This window comes from Rheinheimera baltica, from assembly GCF_030731985.1.
Lineage (GTDB): Bacteria > Pseudomonadota > Gammaproteobacteria > Enterobacterales > Alteromonadaceae > Alishewanella > Alishewanella baltica.
Genome location: NZ_JAPJDY010000002.1, coordinates 315043 through 330259, shown reverse-complemented (window position 1 = coordinate 330259; position 15217 = coordinate 315043). Strand labels below are relative to the sequence as shown.

The window sequence follows — 15217 nt, the reverse complement described above, 5'->3', positions numbered from 1 at the left end:
ATGCAGCATTGCAAGGCGTTAATTGGTAATCTACGGCTTATTATACGCATAAATTATTCATTTTTGTCGTCGCATGCAGAGGAAACCGGTATGCACCACCATATTCAGCAGCTATATAACATAGCGACTAAGCCTGGCCGCAGGGTTATAGGTTTGATGAGCGGTACTTCTCTTGATGGCTTGGATGTGGCGCTGTGTGAGCTAACCGGCGCTGGGTTAAATACCGCTATTAAGGTATTGCAGTTTACTACCGTTGATTATAACGCTGACTATAAGCAGCGGGTAAAGGCGGTATTTTCTAAACGTGAAGTAGACCTGCAGGCTATTACGCTGCTTAACCCGTGGATTGGTATTGAGCATGGTCGGATAATTAACCAGTGCCTGGCCAAATGGCAGCTAACGGAAAGCGATGTTGATGTTATTGCCAGCCATGGCCAAACAATTTTTCATTGCCCGAAACGCCAGCACAACCTCATAGATTACGGTAATGCTACTTTGCAAATTGGCGATGGTGATCATCTGGCGGTTACCACCGGAATTATTACGTTAAGTGATTTTCGCCAGAAACATATTGCCGCGGGTGGTGAAGGGGCGCCCTTAGCCGTATACGGTGATTATTTGCTGTTTAGTAGTGAGCACGAAAATCGCATTATGCTGAATATTGGCGGCATAGCTAACTTCACCTGGTTGCCAAAAACACGAGACGCTGAGGCCGTATTTAGTACGGATATTGGCCCCGGCAATACCATAATGGACGCCTTTATTCAGCAACATTACCCTGAGCAATATTTTGATGCAGACGCCAAACTGGCTAAAGCGGGTGTAGTCAGTGAGCCTTTGCTTGAAGCGTTGAAGCAGGATGATTTTTTTGCCCTTGGTTTTCCTAAAACCACCGGTCCGGAAGTATTTAATCTGGCGTATCTGGCTAAAGCACAGCAACAAAGTGACACAACAAGCCTGAACCCTGCCGATGTGATGGCAACCCTTAATCGCTTTTCTGCCGATATGATTATCAGTGCTATTGCGCGCACTACAGCGCAGTTAAATAATTTTGTCATTTATGCCAGCGGCGGCGGTATTCATAACCCGTTGTTAATGTCACAAATTAAGGCTGCACTGCCTGGCGTGGACATTAAAACAACGGCAGATCTTGGCATAAACCCTGATGCTAAAGAGGCGGTATTATTTGCTGTACTTGCGAATGAATGTTTGGTGGGGGGCAAGCAACAATTTAGCAATGCCCGTGAAGGCATACCGGGAGTAAGCATGGGAAAAATCAGCTTCGCTGATTAATAGCCGGTAAAAGGATACATTGAAAGGAATGTATGAATCTTATACAATGACACCGTTGTCATTAGTAGGGCAGCCAACTCAAAAAACGATTTCAGGAGCAGGAATGATCGGTCGACTAATTAAAGGATTTAGCCTTGGTTTGCTATTTAGCACTAGTGTGTTGGCCACGCCGATTCATTTAGGAGAGTTAGCTAACTTTGCTTTGTTTGCTGGCGCGAACGGGGCTAGTAGTCAGTCAGGGTACATGGGGCTTGGCTCTGAGAGTGATGTACATGGCAACATTGCCGCGAAACAATTAGAGTTTGGCGCGGGCACTATTGTTAATGGTTATGCTGCGGGTATCAACCAACAACAAGGTGCAGGTATTCACATTACGCAAGGCTGGCAGCAGTGGAACAATAGTCAGTTTATCAGCTTGCAAGATCAGTTAAGTGCGTTATCGCAACAGCTGCAGGGCCTGGGCGGTACGCAGACAAATTTACAGAGTTTAAATAATTACACGGGTAATGGTGGTTTAAATGTATTTTCGTTAAACCCGGTTATTATGGCGCATCAAGTTATTAACTTGTTTGGCAGTGCTGATGACACCTTTGTATTTAATATCAGCCAATGGTTTATGATGGACGGCGGCGGCATTTTTTTACATGGTATAAACCCAAACCAGGTGTTTTTTAATTTCCATAGCCAAAATCAAGCTGAAGAATACACAACGTTATCAGCCGGGCTGTTTGGTACCAGCAATATTCAAGGCAACTTGTTGGCACCTAATATGTTTTTGCAAGTGGGGGACGGTGCTACACTTAATAACACCCGTATTCTTGCCGGAGCGCTGCAGTTAAATATTCAAACATTAATTCCACCACCTTCGGCGCAGGAGCCATCACAGGTTCCAGTGCCTGCCAGCATCTTATTATTGTTACCCGGTTTGCTGCTGTTAACTAAACGCAAGCGGTAACACTAAAGGTCAACAAAGATGAAGAAGGCTGAGTTTTCAGCCTTTTTTATGCCTGCTTACATAGGCGTGCAGCTCAATTAAATAGGTATAACGGCAGTTTTTGGCTGACGTTCTAATGTAAAAATTTGTAGAACTGCTGTTGAGCGGCAAAACTTAAAGTAACTCTGGGTCTGCGGGCAGGTTCATACAGAGGCCAATAACCGAAAGCATTCTGATGCGTGATGTGGAGTCGACTAATTCCGTGCTGCATTCGCTGTCGGACATGGGCATCAGGCTGTCGATCGATGACTTTGGCACCGGTTATTCAAGCTTGAACTATCTTCGGCGGTTTCCGATTAATACCTTAAAGATCGACAAGTATTTTGTGAACCAGCTTATTGCTAATTCGGACGATGCTACCATTGTGCAGGCGGTAATCAGCATGGGTAAAAGCTTGCATCAACGGCTGATAGCGGAAGGAGTGGAAACACAAGAGCAGTATGCGTTCCTGCTGGCTGAGCGTTGCGACGAAAGACAAGGGCATTACTTCGGTTTTCCAATGGTTCCGCAGTCGTTGGCCGCGATACTTAAAGCAGGTGCTTCACTGATCCCGGCAGCAGATCAGGGTTAAATTCGTAGTGATACCTCAGGTTCTGACCCGTAGCCAGTTTTTGTCTTGCTAACCCAGGTTACTTATCTTTTGTTGCAATAAAAGAGTGCTGCCAAGCTCCTGATAGAGCTGTTTGCTGGATGTACCCAGTAATTCGGGCTCAATACGGGTATAATCAGCCTCCGCTTGCAATGACAGAAACTGATGCTGATCAAACATATAATCGAGCTGAAATCCCTTTACCCGATACCAACCGTGGCTTAAGAGGGGTAAGACAAGCAGTTGTTGTTCCAAGTATTGCGCACAGCTTGTATTGATATCTTGTTGGCAAAATTGCTCATGGTCGCTTAGATTCTCTGAGGCGCTCAGATTGAAAGCCTGAATCTGTTAGATCTAACGCTAAGCTACACAACTAACCATTAACCAATGGCAATGCTGGGTTGAGGTATCTGTAGAGATCAGCTAAACCGCTCCCGATAGGCATTGGGTGCCAGCAAAAATTTACGCAAAAAGGCACGCCTGAAAACATCACTACTTTGATATCCGCACGCCTGCGCCACTTTGTCTATTGGCCAGCCTTTTTCAACCAGCAGTTGTCTGGCGTAATCTAAGCGCAGTGAATCCACGTATCGCGCTGGCGTTTCACCTACCTGTGCGACGAAGTGGCGGTAGAAATTTCGCTCACTCATGCCGCAGTAATTAGCCAGAGTGCTCACGCTTAAATCACTCTGTAAATTTTGCATTACCCAGCCTGTTAGTGAACTGAATCGTGTATCAGACTTACTCTGAAACTGCAGCGGCACGGAATATTGTGCCTGATCGCCAGCACGGCGAAAATGGACCACCAGATAACGCGCTACCTGGCTGGCAATTTCAGTCCCCAAGTCATTTTCAATCAGTTTTAAGCTCAGATCGATACCCGAAGTAATGCCAGCCGATGTCGCGATATGGCCGTTGTCGACAAACAATTCGTTGGCCTGTACCTGAATGTTCGGATAGCGTTTAGCAAGTGCATCGACAAAGGCCCAGTGGGTCGTGGCGTGTAAACCATCCAGTAGTCCGCTTTCGGCCAATATAAAGGCTCCGGTGCAAACACTGGCAATCCGTCTGATAGCAGGCCTTGCCTGGCGCAACCAAGGGCATATTGCAGACTGCACCCGGGGCGTTCGCGAGCCTGCACCGCCTGGAATAATCAGCGTATCCAGCTGGTGTCCATCTACCAGAGCCAGCTCTTCCAGAGAAACGTCTGCCATCATGGCCAGACCCGATTCGGAACGATACTGGCCCGCAGCAGGGCCAATAAAAAGGCATTCGTAGGGCGATTCGGTAACATCACGAACTGAATGAAACGCTTCGAGCGGACCAATCAGATCCTGCCCATTAAACTCTTCAAACAATAGAAACCCGATTTTTCTACGCAGCATGCTTAATTACGGCCGCTGATAAACATCAAGCATAAAGAAATAGGTGTCAGGCGCATTGCCGGTAGTGACTGCAGCAGAGATTAACCAGCCCTCATTGTCTGCCACACCAAGCCATTCACCTTGTAAAGCCCCCCCGGTATCTTTAACTTGCCAGTTATCATGACGGGCCATGGCGGTTTTATACACTTGCATCAAACTTTGTGCTGTTGCGCTGGTTTTAACCTGATACTTAATTTGCCAGCGCTGCTCGTCACCAAATGCACTTATGCGGTCAAACAAAATACCGTCGGGCCAGTCGTATTCGTTCTGCGGCAGCATGCGGTCGGCCATACTAGCCCGGACAAATCCACCATTGGGATCCCAGTCGTATTCAAGATGCAGCGCTACCGTGCGGGCTTTGTCTTCCCCTAATACTGTACTTACCAAATGTAGGGACGCATCAATGCCGGATGATAACCCCGCCGATGTAACAATTTGACCGTTATCGACAAAGCGTTTATCCGGCCGCACTGAAATTTTCGGGTAATCTTTTTCAAAACGTTCTAACGCGCGATGAAACGTGGTGGCGGATTTACCATCCAGTAAGCCTGACTCAGCCAGAATATGTGCGCCTGTGCACACCGATAATATATGTTCAACTTTACCCTGTTGCGCTTTAAGCCAACCTATTACCTTTTCATCATGCATAACCTCGCTAGTATCGCCTCCAGGTACAAGGATGGCATCTGCATCCGGCATGTTAGCAAAGCTGTATTTTGGGGTGACACTCAAGCCCATAGCAGTAGTAAGCGGTTTACCGGTCGCTGACACGGTAAATACTTCAAATTTAGCCTGGCCGAATACTTCATAAGGCGCAGCGAAATCAATAATCTGCACCTCGTCAAACATTAAAATCGCCACGGTGAAAGGCTTGTTTGCCAGCACGGGCAAAGAAAGTAGCGGGAGGATAAGAGCGAGTGGAAGCCAGCGAAGGACGCGGATGTGTTTAATAATTTCAAGCAGCCATAGTCCAGTATAAGGTGTCAGATTTTTCATGCCTCTTTTCCTGTTGTTCAAATCTGCTCATAGTTTAAAAGCACAAACTGTTGGCAGTATGACACGTTTAATACTTATTCTGCCAAAGCTTCAAACCATCGAATAGTTATCTAAACAGGCAATAGAATCAGACCTGATCCTAAGAGCTAAAGTGCCCGCGAGTATCTGGCTGTTGTAAGACAAGTTAATCGTAATAATTAGTTATCTCCTGCCAAGTTGACGTAAGTTATTAATTTATTATGTTTATTTCCTTTAAGTTGACAATTTAGATTCGTTATAAGTATTTAGTCTTGTTTTTTTTAGGTTTCAGTGATTAATATGATGTTGTCACATAAGTGATAAATGAGAATAAAAAGTTAATCAACGAGGGTCTTAAAATGCAAAAGCAAAATCAACCTAAATTGTTCGCTTTCAAATTGGCTGAAAAAGCTAAAAATACGCCAAAAGATGCTGATAAATGGCAAGCTCGCAACAGCGCCGCTACAGCGGGTTGCTCAGCGCCAGATTATCGTGCTGATGGACGGTTCGGCAGAGATACTGGCATGTGGTGCTAAGTTTTATCAATGCCCTTCACAGGTTGAAGGGCTTTTTTTTCTGTGGAGTTTTGTTTGATGTCTGTAGTACTGGCCGTCTCCCACTCTGAAGATATTCATGTTGATCTGGTTTTGTCATTGATATCACACGAGGATATTCAATTGTTCAGATTGGACGCAGACTGTTTTCCTCGTGACTATCAGTTTTGGTATGGCTACACGCCGGATGGCTTGGACGGCGAGCTGTTGCATCTACCTTCAGGCAAACGTATCAGACTTGCCGACATCACCGCAGTATGGCTTCGCAAACCCGCTCCATTTAGTTTTATTTCCGCTGATTTATCACAACAAGAGCAAGCGTTTGCTGTTGAAGAAACTGAGCACGCTTTACTGGGGTTACTATATAGCTTGAAGTGTTTTTGGGTAAATCATCCTCTGCAGCTAAGAGGCGCGATGTGGAAAGTTGAGCAGTTAAAACGTGCTATTGCTTTCGGTTTTGATATTCCAGAGTCATTAATTACTAATATACCCAGCCGCGTGCGACGCTTGGCAAGTAGCAGTCGTGGTGGAATCATTTTTAAAGCCTTGTCTTCATCCTGGCTAGCTGCAGAACAAGTTGATGAAGATCAACAGCTTTGTACCGGATTGGCTACAACCTTATTAACGGAACAGGATTTGTCAGATTTATCGGCCGTCACCGAACTACCGTGTCACTTTCAGCACTACAGCGAAAAGCAGTACGAGTTACGGGTTACCGTTATAGGAGATCAGGTGTTTGCTGCCCGCATTGACGCTAATTATGACAATAGCAATAGTGTCGATTGCAGAGATAGCCGTGTCGTGGCGAAATACAGTCCTTATCATTTACCGGGAGAATGGGCGCAGTCTATCCTGAATTTCGTCCGTAGCTATGGTTTGTTATATAGCGCACTGGATTTTATTGTTAGTCCGGAACAGAAACTGATTTTTCTGGAAAATAATCCCAACGGTCAGTTTTTGTATGTTGAGCAACAGGTGCCAGAGTTTCAGCTTTGCCAGGTGATGGCCGATCTGTTAACAGAGAGTGCGTTATGTCAAAACTAAAAACAGTGGAGTTTCGCTCGACACTTACGCAATTAGAGCAGTTAAGGGACAGTAAAGTACTTGTGCTGGCTGCAACTCATTTAGATTTGGATCTGTTGCCGCATTTGTATAACGAATTACAACATTTAGGTTCCGTTCGGCAACTCGATGTGGTGCTGCAGTGCCGTGGCGGAGAGATAAATGCGAGTAGGCGTATTGCAATGTTGCTGCGCAGTTACTGCGAGCAATTGAATATACTGGTGCCTTACTTTTGTCAGTCTGCAGCAACAATGTTGGCATTGGCGGCTGATAATATTATTGCCGGCGAATTGGCCATGTTTTCTCCTATCGATCCCCACTTACATGGTTCAGGTGCCGGTGAAGCCGCAACAGCGGTTTCAAGTTTAGATATTTCTAAATTCAAAGATATGGCTGCAGATTGGTTTGGGCTTAGTTCAGAGCAGAGCCAAACAGCATTATTAACCACTTTGTGTGAGCAATTGTTCCCTCCAACCTTGACGGCATTTTACCGTGCAAGCTTAGAGGCGCAGGTTATTGGTGAGCAATTACTGCAATGGCAGCTTCCTGCGCTGCCTGGTGAACAACGTGCCGCGATGATTCGAAACTTACTCGCTGGGTATCATTCTCATCACTACGCTTTGTCAGGCGATGAGATGCGACAACTTGGCTTTAATGTAAAGCGTGAACCTCAACTTGAAGCCTTGCTGTGGCAACTGTCTTTAACATTACAACAATCTGTTGGTGCAGGGGCAGTTGAGCGCGCTGATGACAGCAGAGTTGATACGGCTTTGATTAGTACTGAGCGAGTGTATTTGAGCGTTCAGCAGCCAGATCAAATGAAAGCTGCCTGGCTGCAAGAGTAACCAGTATGGAATTACTATTAAGTCTTTGCCGTTACAGTATTGCCTGGTTGTTTTTAATCGCAGCGGTTTCCAAGCTTATAAACAAGAATGCTTTTAGTCACAGCCTGGTTGAATCTTTTGGTATGCCGGAATCACTCCGTACCGTTTCTGCACTGACTATCGCAACGTTGGAAATCAGCATAGCCTGGTGGCTGTTTTCGGCGTTAGGCTCAGCCAAAATTGCAATGACGCTAGCTTTGTCAATGATGGCTATGTTTAGTCTGGTGCTTGTATTGACTTACTTGTGGCGTGGGCCAGTAACATGTAACTGCTTTGGCGAGCAACGGCGAACTTTTTCAATTGCCGACCTTGCTCGTAACGCGATAATGATATGTGCAATGAGCTTATATCTGGTTTCACCAGAATTGCAGCTGCAAAGTTCAATGTTTATGCCTGTGCTATCGATAGCGTTTGTTTTTGCCGTGGTGTTAATTCATTTGCACGAGGCTACTGAGTTGCTGACGAAAAGGAGCGACTATGACTGAAGTACAGCTGCTAAGTGCATTAGTGTGTTGCTTGGCTTTGTTGCTTGGGCTGAATTTGAAGCTGACTTATGCCCTTTACCAACGGGTTAGGTATTTACCCGGTTTTACAAGGGTTCCGGAACCATTAGCGATAGGGACTGCTTTGCCTTTAGTGCTTGGAAAAGCGCTACTTAATGCAGAGGTCTCACCCGTTTGGCAGCATGGCCGGCCTACAGCGCTGCTGCTGTTAGCTAGTCGCTGCGCAAAGTGCAAAACTAAGTTAAGTGAACTACCAGAATTATTGTTATTGGCATCAGGTGCCGGGCTTGAGATTAAACTTATTACGAATGAGTCAGCAAGGCCTTATCGACGCTTTTTAGCGCATGCAGAATTAGCAAGCCATTGCTTAATGGTGCGACAATCAGACTATGTGCAATTAAACCCCCAACAAATGTCACCAGCGTATCTTTTCATTGATCAGCAAGGTCAAGTTGAAGCGACCGGTTTGATAGGCGACGAAAACTGGCAATTGTTATGCGAACAATTAAAGGGCTTCACGGATGTTGAACAGAGTGTTGCATGATGCCGGCTGACCAGAACAGTAAAGTGCAACAGCAAATGTTCAAATTATTATGGCTGTTTCGTTGGCGCCTTGCTTGTGGCTTTGCCCTTATGGTTTTAACGGTTATCTTTCAACTAGCCCTACCTAAAGGGCTAGCGTATTTCATTGATCATTTGAACACACCGGATATTGCATTGCTGAACCGGCTGGCAATATTAATGCTGGGTATTTTAGTGCTACAGGCTACAGCAATGGCAGGTCGCTACTATGTGTTTGAGTCAACCGGCTACTTGCTCGTGCATCACGTTCGAAAGCAGTTGTATCAAAGTATACTCAATAAACCTGTTACATTTTTTGATAAACATCATGTTGGAGAACTTAACAGCCGCTTAGGTTCAGACGTAGAGGCTTTGCATGACACCTTAACGATGGGATTGGCCCTATTTTTACGAGCTTCGCTATTATTTATCGGTGCTTTAATTATGATGCTGAGTATTTCTTTATCCCTCGCGTCAGTGCTTATCATGCTAATTCCGCTAAGTTTGTTCATGGCGCAATGGATTGGTAAGCAGTTTCGAGTCCGGTCGGAGCAAAAACAAGATGCTTTAGCGGCATGCGGTAAGACCGCTCAGGAGTATTTAAGCCATATTCGTTTGGTGAAAGCGTTTAACCAGCAATCTTTTGCTAATCAACGTTATGTCGACGCTAACAAAAAGTCGCTACATATTTCTCTCAAGAACACCGCGCTATTTGCCAAATTTCAGTCGGGTTCATTGCTGCTGACCTTCGGTTCATTACTTTTAACGCTGTGGCTGGGCGCTGGCCAAATTAGCTCAGGTAATATCTCGACCGGTGACCTTACAAGTTTTGTGTTGTATGCCGGCATGCTAAGTATGTCTGCTTCCACCTTAAGTGACTTTTGGGGGGAGTGGATGCGAACAGTAGGAGCGACCAGCAAAATTTTCAATCTCATGAGCGACGCCGAGCATTCTGGAGGTAGCCAACGTCGAGAAATTGATGGTTCCATACAGTTTCAGAACCTGAGTTTTAGTTACCCAGAACGGCCGGAACATTGTGCGTTACAGCAGCTGAGTTTCAGTATTCAACCCGGTGAAAAAGTAGCGCTTGTTGGTCCATCTGGTGCAGGAAAGTCTACTGTCGTTGCTTTGCTAATGGGGTTCTATCAGCCACAACAAGGTCAAATTATTTTCGGTTCTGAAAATTTGACTGATTTGGATACGGCATTCTTACGTCAGCAAATTGCTGTCGTAGAACAAGAGCCATCGTTGTTTAGTGGGAGCATTTTTGAAAACATCGCGTTTGCTGTTGCTGAACGTGATGTCAGCAACGCGGAGGTTATAAAAGCGGCAACATTGGCTTGTGCGGATGAGTTTATCCGTCGCTTTCCTCAGGGCTATCAAACGCAAGTTGGCGAACATGGTGCGCAATTATCGGGTGGACAGAAACAACGTATTGCCATAGCCAGGGCAATATTACGGAATCCCCGGGTTCTGATACTCGATGAAGCAACCAGCGCGCTGGATGCTGCAAGTGAAACTTTAGTGCAACAGGCGTTAGATTATCTGATGCAAGACAGAACGACGTTAATTATTGCTCATCGTTTTTCTACCATTACCAGAGCTGATAAGGTTTTGGTGCTTGAGCAAGGGCGTTTAGTGCAAGAGGGCAGGCCGCAGCATTTGTCTGCGCAACAAAAGGGAGCGTTTTATCAGTTAATGAGCATGCAATTAAGGCATAGCGCTGTAAACCCGATATAAGCGCTGTAGTTTTTGGCATATTAGGTTGTATACAATGATAGGAAAATTGCAGGTTGTTACCGTGTTGTCTTGTAGTTTATTTTTCGCCAGTTTTGTCGTAAATGCGGCTATTTACACTTGGGTTGATGAAAAAGGTGTAACGCATTACTCACAAACAAAGCCGAATGAGGTTGGTGAGGCTAAAGAGCTTAATGTAAACGAAACCAAACCAGTAAAGTTTGAAGGTGTAAAAAAGAACAAAACTGCCGATACCGCTAAATCGGCAGATAAGAATGCAAAAAAATCGCAAAAGAAATCTGATGAATGTTGGAGAAAAGGGAATAGTCTTGGCTTTTTAATTGAGGCGGCAGATGGTCTGCAGGGCAAAGAAAAAGCCGATTATGTGAAAATGCTTAGTGATCAAAAAAGGGCATTAGAAAAAGAGTGTGGTAAAAATTCTAACGCCTGGTCAAATTGATTTCTGCAAAGCAAAGTTTGGTTCTCTAAATGTGAAGCTATGGAGTAGGTCTTGCTAATTGCCACTCAACGAAGGCAAGAATCAAGACCGGTCCATGAAGGACTAATTGCCAAAAGCAGATAGTCGTCAGCCCTCAATAAACGCCTGCCCAATGCAATGTTTCGCCCATTAAAAATTTACAGAAAAACGAGGCAAGAATAGTCTGAATCTGCATTTTCTACAGCCTTGCCAGCTAGGATTACCTCATCCGTAAAGTGATACTATAGTGTCACTTTGCAATTAGAACTGGGTGACGCTATCAAAGTTGAGCTAGTTACGAACCTCAAGCGTCAAGCTACAAGGATTCTGGCAGAGCTGCAATTGTCGAAAGAGCACGGAGCATGGCCAGCCATCTGCATACCTTGTTGAGCTACACCCTGCTCATGCCAGCCTATAACACTGCATCAAGAACCTAAATAAGCCCTTTTAAAAATGCGACCACGCTGCGCCCCAGTGCGCTTAAGGCATAGCCACCTTCCAGCGTAGCTACAAGACGCCCGTCGCAGTGGGTGTCGGCTAATTGCTTCAGTTGTTGTGCTATCCACTGATAATCATCTTCGGTGAGCAGAAACTGCGCCATATCGTCTTCGCGGTGGCCATCAAAGCCGGCTGATACCAGAATAAGCTGCGGTTTAAAGTGGTTTATACGAGGCAGCCAGTGCTTAACAATTTGCTCGCGCCATAGCGCTGGTTTGCATAAGGCGGGCAGTGGTAGGTTTTCAATATTATTGCCCAGCGGTGTGTCACCCGTATTAGGGTAAAGCGGAAATTGAAACGACGAGCAAAACAACACCCGCTCATCGCCAGCAAAAATATCTTCTGTACCGTTACCATGGTGCACATCAAAATCGACGATAGCGATACGTTCAAGCTTATGCTGTTCAAGTGCATGCAAAGCTGCGATAGCAATATTGTTAAAAATACAAAAGCCCATGGCCTCGCCGCGGGTAGCATGATGTCCAGGTGGGCGCACACTGCAAAATGCTTGCTGATTGGGCTCTTGCATCACTAAATCTACCGCATTAATACCCGCGCCAGCGGCGTGCAGGGCCGCGTTTAGGCTGTGCTTCATCATCTGGGTATCCGGATCCAGCCAGATATGACCCTCACCAGGTGTCTTAACGAAAATTTCATCGACGTATAAGTTGCTGTGCGCGCGATAGACCGCATCTTTGGTGGCAGCAGTGGCATCGCGCTGCTGCACGATATACTCCATACCCGAGCGTATTAACTGATCATTAATCGCACTGAGGCGGGCTGGTTGCTCAGGATGGTCATCGCCGGCTAGGTGCTGGTAACAGCTGGGGTGACTAAACATGGTAATGGCCATCAGCTAGGTTCTCCATTGCTTGTTACGCGTGGTAAGCGCAATTGCAAATACACTTCGGTTGGGTCGTCACCAGGAAGCCGCGCAAAGCCGGCTTTTTGGAATACTGCCAGCATGGCTTTATTCTCGGCACGGACAAAAGCCAGCATATTACTCAGACCACGTTGCTCGGCTACCTCTATTAGTTCTTGCAGCAGGCGCTTGGCCATGCCTTTACCCTGATACTTTTCACGCGTAACAAAGGCCACTTCACAACCTTGATTATCATTGAGTAAATAATAACGGCCTACGGCCTGGATTTGTACCGCTGAGCCTTTTTGCTTAACAATACACAGCGCCAAATCTCTGGATTGATCGACGCCAACCAGTGTGCAAGATTTCTCCCGGCTCATTTGTGTTGGCACAGCACTGTAGCGCAGTTGCAGTGTTTCTTTGGTGTGCGAGTAAAAAAACTCTTGTAACCGGCGCTCGTCTGACGGGTTTAGTGGCCGCAGATCAAACTCTTCGCCATCAATAAACAGTTCTTTAAAGCCAATACTGCCAAGTTCTGGCACTTCGGTGGGGGTATGTAACTGATAATGCGGCACCCAGAAATGCAGACGGATTTGCTCCAGCAGTTGCTGGCGAAACTTCGGGTGTGCTACGCGGATTAACTCCAGGGCTCGCTCGCGAATGCTCTTACCACGTAAAGACGCCACGCCAAATTCGGTAACGACATAATGTACATGGCCACGCGAAGTGACAACACCTGCACCTTGGCTTAAATGGGCAACAATGCGTGATACTGTGCCGTTTTTTGCTGTGCTGGGCATAGCAATAATGGGCTTGCCGCCGTTACTCATCGAAGCGCCACGGCTAAAATCGACCTGACCGCCAATACCGCTGTAGAATAAATGCCCAATAGAGTCAGAGACAACCTGGCCAGTCAAATCGACCTCTATTGCGCTGTTAATGGATACCATATTGTCATTGCGGGCAATATTGGCCGGTGAGTTAACATACTCGCTAGGGTAAAAGCCCATATGCGGGTTGCAGTGCACAAAGTCGTATAGCGCTTTACTGCCCACACAAAAACTGGCCACGGTTTTGCCTGGGTGAAACGTTTTTCTGCGATTGGTTACGACGCCTTTTTTCATCAGCTCCATCATGGAGTCGGTGATCATTTCACTGTGAATGCCTAAATCTTTGTGGTTGCCCAGGTAGCGCAGCACTGCATCGCACATTTTGCCAACACCAATTTGAATGGTTGCACCATCTTCAACCAATAAAGACACATACTGGCCAACGCGCTCGGTAACGGTGTCCAACTTTACTGCCGGCATCTGTGCAAGGGGTTGTTCGGCATATAAATAAGCACTGATTTGATCTTTATGAATAAACGACTGTCCATAGGTGATCGGCATTGACAGGTTTACCTGAGCAATAACTTTTTTTGCTGCTTTTGCAGCCGCTGAAACAATATCAACAGAGACACCAAGCGAGTGATATCCGTGTTCGTCAGCCGGACTAACCATTATCAGCGCTGCATCCAAGGGTAATATGCCGTCGCTAAATAGCGAAGGTATGTCAGACATAAAGCAGGGTGTATAGTCGGCGCGGCCTTCTGCTACCGCGCGGCGTACCTGCTCACCACCAATAAACAAGGCATTAATTTTAAACAGCTGTTGGTGTTCTGGTTCTGCCCACTTATTATCTGACAAGGAGTACACCTGCACTATTTCAATATCGTGCAGTTGTTTGGCGTTAGTAATTAAATCGTTTATCAGCAAGGTGGGTGTGGCGGCATGTGAGCCAATAAAAATACGATCGCCAGATTTTAACAACTGCTGCCAGTTTAGTTTTTCCGGATCTTTTGCCACTGTTAGGCTCCGTTTGGCTCATGTGTAACTGATTGATACCAGTGTAACGTAAAAAGGCGACAGTATTGCAGTCGCCTTTAGTCTAGTTGACCACGCTTTCGATATTATATCTGCCAGCGCAAACCAACCATGGCAACATAGGGGTCAATATTGACATCAACACTTTGCACTGTGCTGCCATTTACTTGTACCCGGCCTGTGGTATCAATGTCTATTTTGCTTAACATTAAATGCAGACCAAGATTGTCAGTAAAACTAATGTTTATCCCTGCTTGTAAAGCCAAACCAAAAGAGTTTTTTAGTTTTAAATCGACTACGTCATTTGGGCCTGTAACATTTAACGCAGAAAGAGCGCCTTCAAGCTCAGTGTCAGTTTGGCTATCAAAGAAAACTGTGTAGTTCAGGCCCACGCCAACAAAAGGATCGAATGTAGCGTTTGCTGGCATAAAGTGATATTGCGCTAGCAATGTTGGTGGTAAATGTTTAGTGCTGCCTACTTTTAAACCGTCAATGGCTGAACCTTTAACAGCAATGTCGTGGCTAAATGGGGTTGCAGCAATTAGCTGCACTGACCACTGTGGTGTAAATTGGTAGTCTACCGTCAGGCCTAATTGAGTATTTGAATTAACACCTACTGCTGTAGAACCCGTTGGCAAACCGGCAACTTGTTCAATGACATTTAAGCTGCTACTGCTGTCGTCAGGTGCGACGCTGATAGCGCCGACGTTTATTGCAAAATCTGCCAAAGCTGGTGCTGAAGCCAGCACTGTAACTAAAGTAAGGCAGGATATCGTTTTTTTCATAACACTCTCCACAGATAAGTTCTGCGTAGATTGTCTGCTTTTGGCGATGATAAATATTGGTCTGGATCAATAAAAACGGGGCTGAATTAATATTCAGCCCCGTAATTTGTTTTG

Annotated in this window: 16 protein-coding genes and 1 pseudogene; 11 read left to right on the top strand and 6 right to left on the bottom strand. The window is 45.8% G+C overall.

The annotated features are described in order from the left end of the window. Positions 1–90: 90 nt before the first annotated feature. From ORJ00_RS04405 to ORJ00_RS04395, 3 genes are all read left to right on the top strand, one after another. Positions 91–1293 (top strand): anhydro-N-acetylmuramic acid kinase, encoded by a 1203-nt coding sequence (locus ORJ00_RS04405; protein WP_306139095.1) that lies wholly within the window; start codon positions 91–93, stop codon positions 1291–1293. A 103-nt stretch (positions 1294–1396) separates the two neighbouring features. Then, the gene (locus ORJ00_RS04400) at positions 1397–2248 is read left to right on the top strand and encodes a hypothetical protein (protein ID WP_306139094.1); all 852 of its coding nucleotides are present in this window, start codon (positions 1397–1399) and stop codon (positions 2246–2248) included. 184 nt (positions 2249–2432) lie between these two features. Next, positions 2433–2858, top strand: coding sequence for an EAL domain-containing protein (locus tag ORJ00_RS04395; RefSeq protein ID WP_370304636.1), 426 nt, complete (start codon positions 2433–2435; stop codon positions 2856–2858). A gap of 48 nt (positions 2859–2906) precedes the next feature. Here ORJ00_RS04395 and ORJ00_RS04390 read toward each other — a convergent pair whose 3' ends face one another. From ORJ00_RS04390 to ORJ00_RS04380, 3 genes are all read right to left on the bottom strand, one after another. Then, positions 2907–3131 carry a hypothetical protein gene (locus tag ORJ00_RS04390; RefSeq protein ID WP_305977232.1) on the bottom strand — a complete coding sequence of 75 codons (225 nt, stop codon included), beginning with the start codon at positions 3129–3131 and terminating at the stop codon, positions 2907–2909. A 164-nt stretch (positions 3132–3295) separates the two neighbouring features. Beyond that, on the bottom strand, positions 3296–4261 hold the full coding sequence (locus ORJ00_RS04385) for a GlxA family transcriptional regulator (protein ID WP_306137482.1): 966 nt from the start codon (positions 4259–4261) through the stop codon (positions 3296–3298). Between the two features lie 6 nt (positions 4262–4267). Then, a complete protein-coding gene (locus ORJ00_RS04380; RefSeq protein ID WP_306139093.1) occupies positions 4268–5296 on the bottom strand; it encodes a DJ-1/PfpI family protein in 1029 nt (342 codons plus the stop codon). A gap of 377 nt (positions 5297–5673) precedes the next feature. Here ORJ00_RS04380 and ORJ00_RS04375 point away from each other — a divergent pair, with 377 nt between their 5' ends. The 8 genes and pseudogenes from ORJ00_RS04375 to ORJ00_RS04340 form a co-directional block, all read left to right on the top strand. Continuing rightward, entirely contained in the window at positions 5674–5850 is a 177-nt protein-coding gene (locus tag ORJ00_RS04375) for a hypothetical protein (protein ID WP_305977229.1), read from the top strand. Positions 5851–5907: 57 nt separating this feature from the next. Then, positions 5908–6912: an MvdC/MvdD family ATP grasp protein gene (locus ORJ00_RS04370; protein WP_306139092.1), complete on the top strand. Its 1005-nt coding sequence runs from the start codon at positions 5908–5910 to the stop codon at positions 6910–6912. After that, complete coding sequence (locus tag ORJ00_RS04365; protein ID WP_305977227.1) at positions 6900–7775, top strand: SDH family Clp fold serine proteinase; 876 nt, start codon at positions 6900–6902, stop codon at positions 7773–7775. The genes ORJ00_RS04370 and ORJ00_RS04365 overlap by 13 nt, the downstream gene beginning before the upstream one ends. 5 nt (positions 7776–7780) lie before the next feature. Then, a complete protein-coding gene (locus ORJ00_RS04360; protein ID WP_306139091.1) occupies positions 7781–8299 on the top strand; it encodes a MauE/DoxX family redox-associated membrane protein in 519 nt (172 codons plus the stop codon). Next, positions 8292–8861 (top strand): hypothetical protein, encoded by a 570-nt coding sequence (locus ORJ00_RS04355; RefSeq protein ID WP_306139090.1) that lies wholly within the window; start codon positions 8292–8294, stop codon positions 8859–8861. The genes ORJ00_RS04360 and ORJ00_RS04355 overlap by 8 nt, the downstream gene beginning before the upstream one ends. Next, the gene (locus ORJ00_RS04350; protein ID WP_305977224.1) at positions 8858–10618 is read left to right on the top strand and encodes an ABC transporter ATP-binding protein; all 1761 of its coding nucleotides are present in this window, start codon (positions 8858–8860) and stop codon (positions 10616–10618) included. The genes ORJ00_RS04355 and ORJ00_RS04350 overlap by 4 nt, the downstream gene beginning before the upstream one ends. A gap of 34 nt (positions 10619–10652) precedes the next feature. Continuing rightward, positions 10653–11075 carry a DUF4124 domain-containing protein gene (locus ORJ00_RS04345; RefSeq protein WP_305977223.1) on the top strand — a complete coding sequence of 141 codons (423 nt, stop codon included), beginning with the start codon at positions 10653–10655 and terminating at the stop codon, positions 11073–11075. Positions 11076–11372: 297 nt separating this feature from the next. Next, a pseudogene (locus ORJ00_RS04340) lies at positions 11373–11487 on the top strand (type II toxin-antitoxin system prevent-host-death family antitoxin); the annotation flags it as partial. Between the two features lie 39 nt (positions 11488–11526). On the opposite strand, the gene ORJ00_RS04335 reads toward ORJ00_RS04340, so the two are convergent. The 3 genes from ORJ00_RS04335 to ORJ00_RS04325 form a co-directional block, all read right to left on the bottom strand. Beyond that, complete coding sequence (locus tag ORJ00_RS04335) at positions 11527–12444, bottom strand: histone deacetylase family protein (protein WP_027670756.1); 918 nt, start codon at positions 12442–12444, stop codon at positions 11527–11529. Continuing rightward, entirely contained in the window at positions 12444–14300 is a 1857-nt protein-coding gene (locus ORJ00_RS04330) for a bifunctional acetyl-CoA hydrolase/transferase family protein/GNAT family N-acetyltransferase (protein WP_306139089.1), read from the bottom strand. Before ORJ00_RS04330 ends, ORJ00_RS04335 begins: the two co-directional genes overlap by 1 nt. Before the next feature lie 104 nt (positions 14301–14404). Continuing rightward, a complete protein-coding gene (locus tag ORJ00_RS04325; protein ID WP_305976467.1) occupies positions 14405–15103 on the bottom strand; it encodes an OmpW/AlkL family protein in 699 nt (232 codons plus the stop codon). Positions 15104–15217 lie beyond the last annotated feature (114 nt).

What these genes read in the sequence shown, in the direction of transcription:
- ORJ00_RS04405 (WP_306139095.1), top strand. Translation starts at nt 91, where the DNA reads ATGCACCACCATATTCAGCAGCTATATAACATAGCGACTAAGCCTGGC.
- ORJ00_RS04370 (WP_306139092.1), top strand. Translation starts at nt 5,908, where the DNA reads ATGTCTGTAGTACTGGCCGTCTCCCACTCTGAAGATATTCATGTTGAT.
- ORJ00_RS04385 (WP_306137482.1), bottom strand. Translation starts at nt 4,261, where the DNA reads ATGCTGCGTAGAAAAATCGGGTTTCTATTGTTTGAAGAGTTTAATGGG.
- ORJ00_RS04335 (WP_027670756.1), bottom strand. Translation starts at nt 12,444, where the DNA reads ATGGCCATTACCATGTTTAGTCACCCCAGCTGTTACCAGCACCTAGCC.
- ORJ00_RS04355 (WP_306139090.1), top strand. Translation starts at nt 8,292, where the DNA reads ATGACTGAAGTACAGCTGCTAAGTGCATTAGTGTGTTGCTTGGCTTTG.
- ORJ00_RS04400 (WP_306139094.1), top strand. Translation starts at nt 1,397, where the DNA reads ATGATCGGTCGACTAATTAAAGGATTTAGCCTTGGTTTGCTATTTAGC.
- ORJ00_RS04380 (WP_306139093.1), bottom strand. Translation starts at nt 5,296, where the DNA reads ATGAAAAATCTGACACCTTATACTGGACTATGGCTGCTTGAAATTATT.
- ORJ00_RS04345 (WP_305977223.1), top strand. Translation starts at nt 10,653, where the DNA reads ATGATAGGAAAATTGCAGGTTGTTACCGTGTTGTCTTGTAGTTTATTT.
- ORJ00_RS04365 (WP_305977227.1), top strand. Translation starts at nt 6,900, where the DNA reads ATGTCAAAACTAAAAACAGTGGAGTTTCGCTCGACACTTACGCAATTA.
- ORJ00_RS04350 (WP_305977224.1), top strand. Translation starts at nt 8,858, where the DNA reads ATGATGCCGGCTGACCAGAACAGTAAAGTGCAACAGCAAATGTTCAAA.
- ORJ00_RS04325 (WP_305976467.1), bottom strand. Translation starts at nt 15,103, where the DNA reads ATGAAAAAAACGATATCCTGCCTTACTTTAGTTACAGTGCTGGCTTCA.
- ORJ00_RS04375 (WP_305977229.1), top strand. Translation starts at nt 5,674, where the DNA reads ATGCAAAAGCAAAATCAACCTAAATTGTTCGCTTTCAAATTGGCTGAA.
- ORJ00_RS04360 (WP_306139091.1), top strand. Translation starts at nt 7,781, where the DNA reads ATGGAATTACTATTAAGTCTTTGCCGTTACAGTATTGCCTGGTTGTTT.